Origin of the sequence: Aliishimia ponticola (assembly GCF_004803475.1) — a bacterium.
In the GTDB taxonomy this organism is placed as follows: Bacteria; Pseudomonadota; Alphaproteobacteria; order Rhodobacterales; family Rhodobacteraceae; genus Aliishimia; species Aliishimia ponticola.
Genome location: NZ_SRKY01000002.1, coordinates 316,743 through 331,002 on the forward strand (window position 1 = coordinate 316,743; position 14,260 = coordinate 331,002).

Annotated in this window: 12 protein-coding genes; 7 read left to right on the forward strand and 5 right to left on the reverse strand. The window is 63.2% G+C overall.

Annotated features, from left to right (window positions below; translation table 11 throughout):
- Positions 1-37: 37 nt before the first annotated feature.
- From E4Z66_RS07915 to E4Z66_RS07930, 4 genes are read right to left on the reverse strand one after another with little or no spacing between them, the layout of a single operon-like run.
- Positions 38-1,192 carry an ABC transporter permease gene (locus E4Z66_RS07915; RefSeq protein WP_136462459.1) on the reverse strand — a complete coding sequence of 385 codons (1,155 nt, stop codon included), beginning with the start codon at positions 1,190-1,192 and terminating at the stop codon, positions 38-40.
- A complete protein-coding gene (locus tag E4Z66_RS07920) occupies positions 1,189-2,217 on the reverse strand; it encodes an ABC transporter permease (RefSeq protein WP_136462460.1) in 1,029 nt (342 codons plus the stop codon). Before E4Z66_RS07920 ends, E4Z66_RS07915 begins: the two co-directional genes overlap by 4 nt.
- On the reverse strand, positions 2,214-4,142 hold the full coding sequence (locus tag E4Z66_RS07925) for an ABC transporter substrate-binding protein (RefSeq protein WP_136462461.1): 1,929 nt from the start codon (positions 4,140-4,142) through the stop codon (positions 2,214-2,216). Before E4Z66_RS07925 ends, E4Z66_RS07920 begins: the two co-directional genes overlap by 4 nt.
- Positions 4,135-5,898: an ABC transporter ATP-binding protein gene (locus tag E4Z66_RS07930; protein WP_136462462.1), complete on the reverse strand. Its 1,764-nt coding sequence runs from the start codon at positions 5,896-5,898 to the stop codon at positions 4,135-4,137. Before E4Z66_RS07930 ends, E4Z66_RS07925 begins: the two co-directional genes overlap by 8 nt.
- Positions 5,899-6,083: 185 nt before the next feature.
- On the opposite strand from E4Z66_RS07930, the gene E4Z66_RS07935 reads away from it, so the two are divergent.
- Genes E4Z66_RS07935 through E4Z66_RS07960 form a run of 6 tightly spaced genes read left to right on the forward strand, consistent with a single transcriptional unit; the run spans position 6,084 to position 13,126 of the window.
- Positions 6,084-8,177, forward strand: a complete 2,094-nt coding sequence (locus E4Z66_RS07935) for an FAD-dependent oxidoreductase (protein ID WP_136462463.1) — start codon at positions 6,084-6,086, stop codon at positions 8,175-8,177.
- Between the two features lie 10 nt (positions 8,178-8,187).
- On the forward strand, positions 8,188-9,387 hold the full coding sequence (locus tag E4Z66_RS07940; RefSeq protein ID WP_136462464.1) for an acyl-CoA dehydrogenase family protein: 1,200 nt from the start codon (positions 8,188-8,190) through the stop codon (positions 9,385-9,387).
- A complete protein-coding gene (locus E4Z66_RS07945; protein ID WP_136462465.1) occupies positions 9,384-10,499 on the forward strand; it encodes an acyl-CoA dehydrogenase family protein in 1,116 nt (371 codons plus the stop codon). Before E4Z66_RS07940 ends, E4Z66_RS07945 begins: the two co-directional genes overlap by 4 nt.
- Positions 10,468-10,890, forward strand: a complete 423-nt coding sequence (locus E4Z66_RS07950; protein ID WP_168797751.1) for a PaaI family thioesterase — start codon at positions 10,468-10,470, stop codon at positions 10,888-10,890. Before E4Z66_RS07945 ends, E4Z66_RS07950 begins: the two co-directional genes overlap by 32 nt.
- Positions 10,887-11,657 carry an oxepin-CoA hydrolase, alternative type gene (locus tag E4Z66_RS07955; RefSeq protein WP_136462467.1) on the forward strand — a complete coding sequence of 257 codons (771 nt, stop codon included), beginning with the start codon at positions 10,887-10,889 and terminating at the stop codon, positions 11,655-11,657. Before E4Z66_RS07950 ends, E4Z66_RS07955 begins: the two co-directional genes overlap by 4 nt.
- A complete protein-coding gene (locus tag E4Z66_RS07960; protein WP_136462468.1) occupies positions 11,654-13,126 on the forward strand; it encodes a class I adenylate-forming enzyme family protein in 1,473 nt (490 codons plus the stop codon). The genes E4Z66_RS07955 and E4Z66_RS07960 overlap by 4 nt, the downstream gene beginning before the upstream one ends.
- A 6-nt stretch (positions 13,127-13,132) precedes the next feature.
- On the opposite strand, the gene E4Z66_RS19640 is transcribed toward E4Z66_RS07960, so the two are convergent.
- A complete protein-coding gene (locus E4Z66_RS19640) occupies positions 13,133-13,282 on the reverse strand; it encodes a hypothetical protein (RefSeq protein WP_168797752.1) in 150 nt (49 codons plus the stop codon).
- Positions 13,283-13,331: 49 nt separating this feature from the next.
- Between E4Z66_RS19640 and E4Z66_RS07965 the strand changes: the two genes are divergently transcribed.
- Complete coding sequence (locus E4Z66_RS07965; RefSeq protein ID WP_136462469.1) at positions 13,332-14,222, forward strand: GNAT family N-acetyltransferase; 891 nt, start codon at positions 13,332-13,334, stop codon at positions 14,220-14,222.
- The last annotated feature ends 38 nt before the right edge of the window (positions 14,223-14,260 follow it).

Genomic DNA, 14,260 nt, shown 5'->3' on the forward strand with positions numbered 1-14,260 from the left:
CCAAGGCAGGGCAGGGCCGCGCCGGGCGCGGTCCGGGTCAGCTTTTATACGGGTCAAGGCTGTCGCGCAGCCCGTCGCCAAGGAAGTTGAACGCCAGCACCACCACAATGATCGGCAGCATCGGGATCGCCGTCCATGGGTAGATTTCGATAGAGGCGAGGTTTTGCGCGTCGTTCAACATCACGCCCCATGACACCGCCGGTGCGCGCAGGCCAAGGCCCAGAAAGCTCAGCGCGGTTTCGCCAAGGATCATTGCCGGGATCGACAGGGTGGCGGAGGCGATGAGGTGGCTCATGAAGTTGGGCAGCAGGTGGCGCCGGATCACCCGTCCGGGTTTGGCGCCCATCATCTCTGCGGCGCGGACGTATTCTTCTTCGCGCAGGGCAAGGAATTTGGATCGCACGGCCCGCGCAAGGCCCGGCCAATCCAGTAGCCCCAGAATGATGGAGATGATGAAGAACACCGCAACCGGTCCCCAGTTCGAGGGCACAGCCGCCGACAGGGCCAGCCAAAGCGGCAGTTCGGGCAGGGAGCGCAGGATTTCAATCGTGCGCTGGATCAACCAATCCAGCACGCCGCCAAAATAGCCCGCGATCGCGCCCAGCGTGATGCCCAGAAGGAAGCTGACGGTGATCCCGATCAGACCCACGGTCAGTGATAGCTGCGCGCCATAAAGGATGCGCGAGAACACATCGCGCCCCAGCCGGTCCGCGCCCCATAAGAAGACCGTTGCCCCCTCGGGGGCGCAGAACAGGTGTGTATCGGTCGGAATCAGGCCAAACAGCCGATACTCGGCCCCGTCACAGAACCATTCCAGCGGACGCGGTGTGCTGCGATCCGCCTCATAGGTCCATTGGAACCGGACCAGGTCGCGCTCTGCCGTGATGGGATAGACGAAAGGTCCGACGAACTCGCCCTCATGCCAAAGACGCACCGCTTGCGGCGGGGCGTAAAGATGCAGGGCGTTGCGTTCATTCGCGCCATAGGGGGCGATGAAGCCCGCGAAGGGCAGCATCAGATAGCAGAACAGCAGAAACGCGCCAGAGATCAGCCCCAGCCGGTGACGCCGGAACTGTCGCCACATCAGCAGCCAGGACGGGGCGTCCAGATCGGCGCGTTCAATGGCTGACAGATCCTCTGCCGCGTCATAGGGCGCGTCGTCGACATAGCGTCCGTCGGGCAGAATACTCATGAGCGTCGTCCGGCAAATTTGATGCGCGGGTCCAGCATGACCAGCAGCAAATCGGAAATCATGGTGCCGACCAAGGTCAGGAAGGCGACGAACAGCAGAACGAAGCCCGCCAGAAACTGGTCCTGAGTGCGCAGCGCATCCAGCAGGTCAGGCCCGATGGTCGGCAGGCTCATCACCACCGAAATGATGACAGAGCCGGAGACCATCGACGGCAGCAGATTCCCGATATCCGCGACGAAAGGATTGAACGCCATGCGCAGAGGGTATTTGGTCAGCATCCGCGACGGCGACATGCCCTTGGCGATGGCGGTCTCGACATAGGGTTTTTCCAGCTCGTCCAGCATATTCGCCCGCAAACGCTGCATCATCGCGGCGGTGCCCGCGGTGCCAATGACGAAGGTGGGCACGATCAGGTGGACCAGCACGGACCAAATCTTGGCGAGGCTCATCGGCTCGCCCTCAAAGCTGGGGTCCATCAGGCCGCCAATCGGCAGGCCGATATACTTGCGCCCGTAATAGTACAGGATCAGCGCCAGCAGGAAGTTGGGCGTGGCGAGGCCCAGATAGCCAATGAAGGTCGTCAGGTAGTCGGCCCATGTTTTCGACCGCGCCGCCGCGATCACGCCCAGTGGCAGCGACACCGCATAGATGAAGATCACCGCAGCGACGTTTACCAGCACGGTCAGCCACAGCTTGCCGCCGACGACATCGGCCACCGGCTCGTCGTTATAGAAAGACCAGCCCAGATTGCCCTGAAGCAGCCCGGAATAGCCGTTCGGCCCCGGCGCGAAGCCCATCCACACGAGGTATTGCCGCCAGATCGGTTGGTCGAGCGCATATTCCTTGCGCAGAAACTCCGCCTTGGCGACGCCTTCGGCCTGACCGGTCGCGCGCAGTTCCGCGATCTGGTTGGACAGGTAATCGCCGGGGGGCAGGTTGATGATGACGAAGATCAGCACCGACACGACAAGCAGGGTCAGCAGCATCGTCACCAGACGGTAGGCCGCGTATTTGAAAAACGTCACGAATTACTCTCCGCGTCGGCAAACCAGAACTCGTCAATGCGGTGGACCCCGAAATGTGCGCCTGGCTCCCACGCCCATTTGCCGTCTACGGGCACATTGCGCAGCCGGTCCGAGACAACGACAGGCTGCGGCGCTTCGGCCAGGATGCCGATGGCGAATTGTTCGTCCGAATGAATGCGCAGCATCTGCTTCCAGATGATTTCCTGCTCTTGCGATGTCAGTGCGCGGTCCCATGCCTCGGCGAGGCGCAGCAACTCCTGCGCGGCGGGCATATCGGCCGCTTCGCCCGCTTTGCCGCGTGTCTGGACGTATTGCCCCCATTTCGGCCAGGATAGGAACTCCTGCTGGGTCGGGGCAAGATGCGCGGGCGGCGTTTCCGCCGTGGGCAGGCCATTGTCCCAGCCGAACCAGACAGAGGCCATGGTCACGCCCGAATAGGCGCGGTTGCGCAGGATGTCCCGATCAAGCGGGCGCATCACCAGTTTGATGCCGATATCCCGCCACGTGTCGGTGATGATGGCAAGGGCGTTTTCGACCTCCTGCCGTTCGCCGGCGGTTTCGATCACGAATTCCATCGGTCGCCCATCGGGCAGCAACCGGATACCGCGCCGGTCACGTTCTGTCAGGCCGATCTCGTCCAGCAGCGTATTGGCCGTGGCCGGATCATAGCTGGACCAGCGATGCAGATTGTCCGGGTCGTATAGCGGTGATCGCGACAGCGCAGTCATCCCGCCTTCCTTGGCCAGCCCGAAGTACAGCGCGCGGTTGATGATCCGCCGGTCGATCCCCAGAGACAGGGCGCGCCGGAAGCGGACATCGCGGATCACCTTTTGCCAGACCGGGTCGTTGAAATTGAGGTTGGGATAGATGGCGATCTGGCTTGCCGCGCCATTGGCCCAAAGGCGGGTGACGTAACCCGCGCCTTCCATTTCGCCCTTCTTCAGGATCGAGGTGTCGCGGAAATCCAGCCCGCGCGCCTGAAGGTCGACCTCGCCCGCATTGGCCTTGGCCGCGACCAGCCCGCCGCCAACCACGCTCATCTCCACCACGTCGATATAGGGGAGCTGGATGCCCTGACTGTCGACCCGGTGGTAATAGGGGTTGCGCACGAACAAGAAGCGCGAACTGCCTTTGTCCGTGGTCGCGCTGATCCAAGGCTGCAGGGTCGGCAGGCTCGGATTATCGTTCTTGTACATGTTGTCGTATTTGTTGTGCAGCGCGGCCCATGAATTGACGCGGCGTTTGCGGATCTGCTGCGCCAAACCGTCAGGATCGGCATAGGACTTGTGGAACTGCCGCAGGTAATGTGCCGGGCGATAGATGAAGGGCGGGCGCGCCTGCGCCAGTTGTTGCAGGAATGACGGGTGCCGCACGGGCCATTCAAAGCGGACAGTCTGCGCATCGGGGAAGGTGACGACGGGCAAACGCCCGCCCGCGCGCAGGAATTCCGGCGGGCCGGAGGGCGACAGCTCTGCATTATTGGCGACGTCTTCCCACCAGTACCGGAAATCTTCGGAGGTGAAATCAGCGCCGTCGGACCATTTGTGCCCCGCGCGCAGTTTCAGCGTGAAAATGCGCCCGTCTTCTTCGTCGAAGGTCTCCAGAATGTCGGGGCGCAGCGTGTAATCCGCGTCGTATCCCACCAGCCGGGCATAGCCATAGACGACCATCTGCCGGACATCCTTGGATCGCGTGATCATCGTGCGCAGTGTCCCGCCTTGGCGACCGGGTTCACGTCCCTTGGCGCGCAGGTCAACGACAAGCGGTGCGTCGGGCAGGCGCTCGGCCACGGGGGGCATGTTGCCCGCGTCGACTTCCTGCTTCCAGAATTCGCTTTCGGCATAGGTCTGCGCGGCAATGGCGGTGGCCATGAACAGCACAAGGCCGAGGGCGAAAAGGGGGCGCAGGAAGAGGCGATCAAGCATGGTGGCGCACCTTGTGTCCGGGTTCGATTTCGCGCAGGGCGGGCGGGTCGTCGCCATCAAAACCGAAGGGTTCGGGCCAATCGCGCGGCGCGCCCGCGCCCCGTGACACTTCCAGCAGGTCGATGGGGCGGCGAATGTCCGGCTTGGGCTGCGCGGCGATCAGGGCACGAGTATAGGGATGTCTGGGGTTGTTGAAAAGCGTCGCGGGCGGCGCCTGTTCGACGATATAGCCCTGGCGCATCACGGCGACCTCGTCGGCCAGACGGGCAACAACGGCAAGGTCATGGCTGATGAACAGGTAACTCAGCCCGGCCTCGTCGCGGATTTCCTCCAACAGTTCCAGCACTTGTTCCTGCACGGACACATCAAGGGCCGAGGTCGGCTCATCGCAGACCAGCAGCACCGGGTCCAGCGTCAGGGCGCGTGCGATCGACAGGCGCTGGCGCTGGCCACCGGAAAACGCATGAGGGTAGCGGTTCAGCATTCCGGGATTCAGGCCGACAAGCCGCAGCATTTCTTCGGCCTTGTCGCGCCGTTCCGCCCAGGTGCCGATGCCGTGGATTTCCAGGGGTTCGGTCAGGGCCTGGCGAATACGCATCCGCGGCGACAGGGATGAGTAGGGGTCCTGGAAGACCATCTGCACCTGCCTCTGAAAGGCGACCCGTTGGGCAGAGTTCATGTCATGTACGGCCACGGGCGCCGCGCCCTTCTGGGGGCGGAACCAGATTTCCGCACCGGCATCGGCGGTCTCGGCGGCCATGGCGATGCGCGCGGCTGTCGTCTTGCCTGAACCGCTCTCCCCGACGATGGCAACGGTTTTGCCGCGCGGCAGTTTCAGGTTCACCTGCTGGCAAGCCTTCACCAGTTGCGGGGCCTGCCAGCCGCGCGACTTCATGGTGAACGTCTTGGACACGTCCTTCATTTCGAGGATCAGATCCTCTTGCGGCAAGGGGGGCGCGGGTTCGATATCTTTGGGGATGGTCGGGGCGGCGGCCAGCAGCTTGCGGGTATAGCCATGGGCAGGGTCCGTCAGGATCGGTCCGGCAGGCCCGGCCTCCATCACGCGGCCCTTGCGCATGACGACCACGCTTTCGGCCATATTGGCGACCACGCCCAGATCATGTGTCACAAGGATCAGGCCCATGCCGGTTTCACGCTGCAAATCCTTGATCAGGCCCAGAACCTGCGCCTGCGTGGTCACATCCAGCGCCGTTGTCGGTTCGTCCGCGATCAGAAGCTGCGGCCGCGCCACCATGGCCATGGCGATCATCGCCCGTTGCCGCATGCCGCCCGACATCTCGAACGGGTAGGCGCGAAAGGCGCGTTCAGGATCGGCAAAGCCCACCTGTTCGAACGCGGCCAGCACCCGTTTGCACGCCTCATCCGCCGATACATTTTCATGCAGCTTGAGGACTTCGCCCACTTGATTGCCGATCCGGTGCAGCGGCGACAGGGACCGCATCGGTTCCTGAAAGATCATCGACACCTGATTGCCGCGCACATCGCGCATCTGCCGTTCGGGCAGCGTCAGCAGGTCGGTCTGTTCCGGCCCGAAAAGGATCTGCCCGCCCCGGATTTGCGCGGCGCGCGGCAAGATGCGCAGCACCGACCGGCAGGTGATGGTCTTGCCCGATCCACTCTCGCCCACCAGGGCCAAGGTCTCCCCGCGCTGGACCGAGAACGACACGTCCTGAACGACGTCCGGCGCTTTGCCGAAGCCGATCCTCAGGTTGTGTACACTGAGCAATGGAGACATGCTCGCACCTTACATCCGGTCGCAGGCGGGCATGATGCACACCTTGTTTTCATCGCATGTCAGTCAAGCCGATTTCCGCCGAGACGTCCACCGCGCTGAACGGGCATGTGAAGTGACGCAGGGTTAAAGGTGGTTTTTCCCGGAATTGCAGTCAAACTTATCGGAAAGAGGGAGGAGAGAGCGCAATGAGCGATGTTGTTGCTTATGAAAAACAGGGCGAGATCGCCCTTGTCACGATTCACAATCCGCCAGTGAACGCACTCGGCCAGGCAGTGCGGCAAGGCCTTTTGGATGGTGTGCTGCAGGCAGAGGCCGATGACGAGGTCAAAGCGATCGTGATTCTCGGTGAAGGCCGGGTGTTCATCGCGGGCGCTGATATCAAGGAATTCGGCAAGCCGCCGACAGAACCTTTCCTGCCCGACCTGTGCGGGCGGATCGAAGCGTCGCCGAAGCTGGTGATCGCCTCCATGCACGGGGCGAGCCTTGGCGGCGGTTTGGAAGTCGCGCTGGCCGCGCATTACCGCGTGGCGGTGCCGGGGGCCAAGGTGGGTCTTCCGGAAGTCCATCTGGGCCTGCTGCCCGGCGCGGGCGGCACCCAGCGGATGCCGCGGTTGACCGGGGTCGAAGCGGCCCTGGACCTGATCACGACCGGCCGTCATGCGGGCGCGGCAGAGGCGCTCAAGATCGGGTTGATCGACCGCATTGCCGAAGGCTCCCCGCGTGAGAACGGCATCGCGTTTGCCAAGGAATTGCTGGGCGAGGGCAAGGCGCGGCGTGCCGTGTCGGACCTGCCGCCGCCCGCCCCGATTGACTGGGACGCCGCCTATGAGGCCGTTCTGGCCAAGGGCCGGGGGCAAATCGCCCCGGCCATGTGCGTGCGCGCCGTTCAGGCCAGTGTGGAGCTGCCCTTTGCCGAGGGCATGAAGCGCGAGCGCGATATTTTCATGGAGCTGATGCAAACCGATCAGCGCAAGGGCATGATCCATGCGTTCTTCTCGGAACGTGCCGTGTCCAACCTGCCGGAACTCAAGGGCGTCGCGCCGCGCGATGTGTCGGCGCTGGGCGTCATTGGCGGCGGCACCATGGGGGCGGGCATCGCCACGGCCGCGCTGCTGGCGGGTTTGCAGGTGGTCATGCTTGAGATGTCGCCCGAGGCCGCCGACGCGGCGAAGGGCCGGATTTCCGGCAACCTGCAAGGCGCGCTGAAACGCGGCAAGATCGATCAGGCCGGGTTCGAGACCCTGACCGAAAAGGCGCTGACACTGGCCACGGATTACGCCGCGCTAAGCGATGTCGATCTGGTGATCGAAGCAGTGTTCGAAGAAATGTCGGTCAAGAAGCAGGTTTTCGAAAAACTCGACGCGGTCTGCAAGCCGGGTGCGATCCTGGCCTCGAACACCTCTTATCTTGATGTGAATGAAATCGCGGCGGCGACGAAACGGCCCGCCGATGTGATCGGGCTGCACTTTTTCTCGCCCGCGCATGTGATGAAGCTGCTGGAGGTGGTCGTGCCGGACGCCACCGCGCCCGATGTGGTGGCGACAGGCTTCGCGCTGGGCAAGCGGCTGGGCAAGATCTGTGTCCGGGCCGGGGTGTGCGACGGGTTTATCGGCAACCGCATCCTTGCGACCTATCGGACGGCGGCGGACCATATGGTTCTGGACGGCGCATCCCCTTATGAAATCGACAAGGCGCTGACCGCGTTCGGCTTTGCGATGGGGCCATTTGCCGTGGCCGACCTTGCCGGGCTGGATATCGGTTGGGCCGTGCGCAAGCGCAAACGCGAAGAGGGGATCGACCCGCGTGCGCGGACCACGGACTATCCCGATCTGATTTGCGAAGAAGGCTGGTTCGGCCAGAAGACGGGCAAGGGGTATTACATCTACGAGGCGGGCAAACGCGCCGGTATACCTAATCCCAAGATCATGGAATGGATCGAAGCGGAGCGCAGCGCGAAAGGCATCACGCCGCAGGACTTCACCCATGAACAGATTGTGCGCAAATACATGGCCGCGATGGTGAACGAGGCAGCCAAAGTCGTGGGCGAGGGCATCGCGCGGCGTCCGCTGGACGTCGATATGACGCTGCTCTTTGGCTATGGCTTCCCGCGCTATTGGGGCGGCCCGCTGATGTGGGCGGATATCGTCGGCTTGCCGGACCTGCTTGCCGACATAGAAAGATGGGCAGAGGAGGATCCCTTCTTCTGGGAGCCTGCCCCGCTTTTGAAGGAACTTGTGGAAACCGGCCGTTCATTTGATGATCTGAACAAGGCCGCTTGAGGAGGACAAGATGGATCTGAGCTATTCTGAAGAAGATTTGGCTTTCCGCGACGAAGTGCGCAGCTTTCTTTCTGAAAAGCTGAAGCCGGAACTGGCGGAGAAAGTCCGGCTGGGTCGCGGGTTGACCAAAGAGGACATGGAATACTGGCACAGCGCGCTGAATTCGCGCGGCTGGCTGGCGCAAAACTGGCCCAAGGAATTCGGCGGGGCCGAGTGGAACGCGGTGCAGCGCCATATCTATGAAGAGGAAGCGGCCCGCGCCGATGCCCCGCGCATCGTGCCCTTCGGTCTGTCGATGCTGGCGCCGGTCTTGCAGAAATTCGGCTCGAAAGAGCAGAACGACTATTGGCTGCCGCGCATCCTGTCCGGCGAAGACTGGTGGTGCCAAGGCTATTCCGAGCCAGGCGCGGGGTCCGATCTGGCCTCGCTCAAGACCAAGGCAGTGCGTGAGGGCGACCATTACATCGTGAATGGCCAGAAAACATGGACCACGCTGGGCCAGCACGCGAACATGATCTTCTGCCTTGTGCGCACCGATCCGTCGGCAAAGCAGCAAGAGGGTATTTCCTTCCTGCTGATCGACATGGACACGCCCGGCGTCGAAGTGCGCCCGATCATCCTGCTGGACGGCACCCATGAGGTTAACGAAGTCTGGTTCACCGATGTGAAAGTCCCGGTCGAAAACCTTGTCGGCGAGGAAAACAAGGGCTGGACCTATGCCAAGTACCTGCTGACCCATGAGCGCGCGAATATCGCGGGCGTGGGCTTTTCCACCGCGGCTTTGTCGACGGTGAAGCGCGTGGCAAAGGCGGTGAACGACAATGGCAAGCCCCTGATGCAGAACCCGCATTTCGCGGCCCGTCTGGCCAAGGTCGAGATGGAGCTGATGGCGCTGTCCACCTTCAACATGCGCATGATCGCCGCTGCGGGTGCAGGGGGCGCACCGGGGCTGGAGGCGTCGATGCTCAAGATCAAGGGCTCGGAAGTACGGCAGGAACTCAATGACCTGACGCGCCGGGCGATTGGTCCCTATGCCATGCCTTTCGCATCCGAGGCGCTGGAAGGTTCCAACCAACCGATCCCCGATCCGTTCGACGTGGGCGATGCGACGGGCGAATACTTCAACAACCGCAAGATTTCGATCTTCGGCGGCTCCAACGAAATTCAGAAGAACATCATCGCGAAGGTGACATTGGGGGGACGGGCATGAACTTCAATCTGACCGAAGAACGGCAAATGCTGTCGGATACGCTCCGGCGGTTTTTGGCGGACAAGTACGACACGGACCGGCGCAACAAGATCCTTGAAAGCGATCAGGGCTACAGCACCGAAATCTGGTCCGGCCTTGCCGAACTGGGCGTGATCGGCGCGCTCTTTTCCGAAGGGGATGGCGGGTTCGGCGGCGGCGGTTTCGATATCGCGGTCGTGTTCGAAGAACTCGGTCGCGCCGGGGTCGTCGAACCGGTTCTGGACACGGCGGTTCTGGCAGGCGGGCTGATCGCGGCCACGGGCAGCTCGGCACAAAAGGAACTGATCGAAAGCGTGATCGGCGGCGAAACTCAGTTGGCCTTCGCGCATGGCGAGCCGCAGTCGCGCTACGATCTCGACAATGTGCAAACCGTGGCGGACACGCAGGACGGGGCGATTGCACTGACCGGGCGCAAGGCGGTGGTGATGAATGCCGAAGCGGCGGATCACTTCGTGGTTTCTGCCAGCGAGGCCGGTGGGATCAGCCTGTTCCTTGTTCCGGCGGATACCGATGGGCTGTCGATCCAAGGCTACCCGCTGATCTCCGGCGGGCGCGCGGCGGAAGTGACCCTCGACGGGGTGAAGCTGCCGGAAACCGCACGGATGACCGAGGCGGGCAAGGCTTTGCCGGTGATCGAAGCGGTGATGGCGCGGGCGACCGTTGCGCAAATGGCGGAAACGCTGGGTGCGATGGAAACGGCAGTGCGCATCACGCAGGAATATCTGGGCACGCGCCAGCAGTTCGGGCGGCCTTTGGCCACGTTCCAGGCGTTGCAGCACCGTATGGCGGAAATGCTGACAGAGATGCAGCAGGCCCGGTCGGCGCTGATCAACGCCGCAGGGCATCTGGAAGCCGACCGCAATGAGCGGGAGCGTCACATCTCTGCCGCCAAGGGCCTGTTTGGCCGCATTGGCCGGCTGATTGGCGAGGAGTCGATCCAGATGCATGGCGGCATCGCGATGACCCAGGAATACGAACTGGCGCATATCGCGAAGCGGATCATCATGGCCGATCACCGCTTTGGTGACGAAGATTGGCATCTTGAGCGGTTCCTTGCGCTTTCCGCCGCATAAGGCGCCGGGTAGCGGCGCGCAGGCGCTGATCGGCTATGACATCGACCTCACCGCGCCGGATGGTTCGGCGCGCGTGATCCTTGATGTCGAGGCACGGCACATGAACCGTGTCGAAACGCTTCACGGCGGTATCCATGCGATGATGCTGGACGCCGCCGCGGGGTTCGCCGCGTCCCGCCAATTGGCAGACGGCGGTCCCCAGATCGTTCCGGTTGTCACGCTTTCCCTGACCACGTCATTCGTGCAATCGGCGCAGCTGGGGAAGGTCGTGGCGACGGGGCGCGTCATGGGGGGCGGATACAAGATCGTCCACGCGGAAGCAGAAATTCACGACGCCGAGGGCCGACTTTGTTCAAAGGCGACCGGCGTGTTCAAGAGGGCAGCGAAATGAGCGCACGGATAGAAATTCTGCCGGATCGGATCGTGGTCTGGAACGGCAATACGGACAAGCGCGGCGCAATCTCACCAGAGTATTACGCGGCGATTATCGAAGCCACGCAGAAGGCGCAGGAAACGCATATCCGGTCTGTCATCCTGACGTCCGAAGGCGATTTCTTCTGCGCGGGCGGCAACCTCAATGAGTTGATCGCGCGCAGCACCTTGCCCGAACAGGAGCGGCGCAACCGGATCGAGAACCTGAACACGGTGATCCGTGCGATCCGCAATTGCCCGGTCCCGGTGATCGCGGCGGTGGAAGGCGGCGCGGCGGGCGCGGGCCTGTCCATCATGCTGGCCTGCGACATGGTCGTGGCCGCGCAAGGGGCCAAGTTCATCGCCGCCTATGTGAAGGCGGGGCTGGTGCCCGACGGCGGGCTGACCTCTGCCCTGGCGCGGGCGATCCCGCGACAATTGTCGATGGAAATGTGTCTGATGGCGAAGCCGGTCACCTCGGATCGTTTCGCGGAACTGGGGGTGGTCAACGCGCTGACGCCTGCGGGCGGCGCGCGCGAAGAGGCACACGCGGTCGCGGACCGTCTTGCCAAGGGCCCGCGCGTTGCGCAGCAGGTCATTCGCGGTCTGGTCGCCGACGCCTATGAACGCAGCGAGGCTGAACAGCTTGCCGCCGAACGCAACGAGATGGCGCGGGCCGCAGGTGCGGACGAAGCCGCCGAGGGCATCGCGGCCTTCCTCGAAAAACGAACGCCGCAATTCCCATGAGCGCGTTCTGGCACGACTTTCTTCTGGATCAGGACCGGCTCCGGCCAGAGGCGCCGGCCTTTTCCGATACGACCGGGGCCGCATGGACATGGGCCGAAACGGCCAAGGCAGCGCGGGCGGCGGCGGATCATTTGCGCGATCTGGGCGTGCGTCCCGGCGACCGGGTTCTGTTGCTGGCGGAAAACAGCTGCTCTGCAATCGCGTTCCTATATGGCGCATCCATGTGCGAGGCGCCGGTCATCCCCTTCAACGCGCGCCAGACAGAGGCAGAATTGCAGCGGGTCTTCGATCATGCGGAGCCTGCCGCGATTGTCATGCTGTCCGATGTTTCCCCCGATGCGGGGGCGCATGCGGCACGAATGGGGGCGACGCTGATCTCCGGGCCATTCGGGCAGGTTCACACCAAGGCGCTGCCGGGCACGCCGGAGGATATTCGCGACGTCGCGGTGATCCTGTATACCACCGGCACCACAGGTGATCCAAAAGGCGTCATGCTGACCCACGCCAATATGCGGTTCGGCGGGCAAACCTCCGCCAAGCTGCGCTGGATGACGCCCGAGGATGTGATCTATGCCGCCCTGCCGATGACCCATGTGTTCGGTCTGGCTTCTGTTGCGACGGCGGCGACCTATATCGGGGCCGAGGCGCGGCTCGAATCGCGGTTTTCCGCGGCAAAGCTGGCCACCGCCCTGACGGAAGGCGTGACGCTGTTGTCGGCGGTGCCGCAGATGCACGCCCTGCTGATGCAATACGTGAAGGAACAGGGCCTCGACCGGCTTGAAGGAGGCAAGCTGCGCTATGTCTCGTCCGGCGGTGCGCCGCTTGATCCCGACTGGAAACGCCGCGCTGAGGCGTTCTATGGCGTGCCGCTCCAGAATGGGTATGGCATGACCGAGACAACAGCCGGAATCGCGGCGACACAGCATACCGAAGCGAATGACGACATCTCTTGCGGTCCGGCCCTTCCGGGCGTGGAGATAGAGGTCGCAGGCGGGGCGACCGAGGGCGAGCTGCGCACCCGTGGGCCGCATGTGATGAAAGGGTATTTCCGCGCGCCCGACCGCACGGCAGAGGTGCTGGACGCCGATGGCTGGTTGTCCACCGGCGATATCGGCACGATCGATGCAGAGGGCCGCGTGACCATCCTTGGCCGGTCGAAAGAACTGATTATCCACGGCGGTTTCAATGTGTACCCGCCGGAGGTAGAGGGGGTGCTGAGCGATCATCCCCAGATCATTCAGGCCGCTGTGGTGGGTCACGTCGTGGAAGGCGACGAAAAGGTGCTGGCCTTTTGTCAGGTGGCCCCCGGCGACACTCCGGATATCGCCGCGTTGCAGGCCTGGCTGGCCGCACGGCTGACCGGGTATAAACGCCCATGGAAGATCGTGTGTGCCGACGCGCTGCCCGCAGCCCCGACTGGCAAGATCCTGAAGCACAAGCTGAAGGACGCCTTTGCCGGGCAGTTCTGATCCGGCTTACAGCAGGGTAAATTCCACCACGGCCAGCAGCATGAAGGGCAGGCTGAGGACACAGGCCAACCAGATCGCCGCGCGCAATGTCAGGCGCGGGGGCGGGGCGTCGACGCCCATGATGGTGTCCGTCTTGATGGTGTACGTCTTGTTCATGGGGGCATGTTAACCGCGCCTTAGTTGATGATCGCTTAAAATCGGGGCGATGTTTGATGCTGCCCCCTCTCTATCCCCCCTGCCGCTGACGCAAACGGCAGAATATGCCCGCGCGATGGCCGCGTTCGGACAGATGGTCGAAACGGTGCCCTTTGCCGATCGCGGGTATGGCGTGATGCAAAGCCGCTATGTCCCGCTTTTGGGGTGGACGGGCCTTGTGTCGCGCGGGCCTGTGTGGACAGCGGGATCGACCGTTTCCGCGCTGAAGGATGGCTTGTCCAGGGTTGGGCACCGGGTTCTGATCAATGCCGAGCCGGGGCAGGAACACCTGTTGGAACGGGCCGGCCTGTTGCAGATCATGACACCGGCGACGGTGGCGGAACTGGATCTGGCTGCGGGTCCGGACGCGATGCGCGCGGCGATGCATCAGAAGTGGCGCAACCGCCTGCGCCGGGCGGAGCGGAGCGCGGTTCAGGTCACGTCACGCGCCATGATCGCGGATTCTCAGAACTGGATCATCAAGGCGGAAAAAGCGCAACGAAAGGCGCGACGCTATCGCGGATTGCCGCCGGAATTCGCGCTCGCCTATGCGCAGGCCAACCCGCAAATGGCCCGTCTGTTCGAAGCGCGGCACAAGGGCAAGGTCATTGCCGGAATGCTGTTTCTGCTGCATGGCGCGCGGGCGACCTATTTCATCGGGCACAGCCTGCCGGATGGGCGGGTGTGGAATGCGCATAACCTGCTGCTGGCCAAGGCCGCGCAGACGCTAAGCCAAAGCGGTGTCGCGACGCTTGACCTTGGGCTTGTGGATACGGTGAACGCGCCGGGTTTGGCGCGGTTCAAACTGGGCAGCGGCGCGCGGGCGCAACGGCTGGGCGGCACGTGGCTGTATCAGCGTACGCTGTCGTCGCTGATCATGCCCTCTGTTCGGCGGGGATAAGGGGTGACGCCCCGCGCGCCTTTCGAGCCAAGCCTGTT

Coding starts and splice junctions, on each gene's coding strand:
- E4Z66_RS07960 (WP_136462468.1), top strand. CDS start 11,654: ATGAGCGCGTTCTGGCACGACTTTCTTCTGGATCAGGACCGGCTCCGG.
- E4Z66_RS07965 (WP_136462469.1), top strand. CDS start 13,332: ATGTTTGATGCTGCCCCCTCTCTATCCCCCCTGCCGCTGACGCAAACG.
- E4Z66_RS07930 (WP_136462462.1), bottom strand. CDS start 5,898: ATGTCTCCATTGCTCAGTGTACACAACCTGAGGATCGGCTTCGGCAAA.
- E4Z66_RS19640 (WP_168797752.1), bottom strand. CDS start 13,282: ATGAACAAGACGTACACCATCAAGACGGACACCATCATGGGCGTCGAC.
- E4Z66_RS07945 (WP_136462465.1), top strand. CDS start 9,384: ATGAACTTCAATCTGACCGAAGAACGGCAAATGCTGTCGGATACGCTC.
- E4Z66_RS07955 (WP_136462467.1), top strand. CDS start 10,887: ATGAGCGCACGGATAGAAATTCTGCCGGATCGGATCGTGGTCTGGAAC.
- E4Z66_RS07925 (WP_136462461.1), bottom strand. CDS start 4,142: ATGCTTGATCGCCTCTTCCTGCGCCCCCTTTTCGCCCTCGGCCTTGTG.
- E4Z66_RS07915 (WP_136462459.1), bottom strand. CDS start 1,192: ATGAGTATTCTGCCCGACGGACGCTATGTCGACGACGCGCCCTATGAC.
- E4Z66_RS07940 (WP_136462464.1), top strand. CDS start 8,188: ATGGATCTGAGCTATTCTGAAGAAGATTTGGCTTTCCGCGACGAAGTG.
- E4Z66_RS07935 (WP_136462463.1), top strand. CDS start 6,084: ATGAGCGATGTTGTTGCTTATGAAAAACAGGGCGAGATCGCCCTTGTC.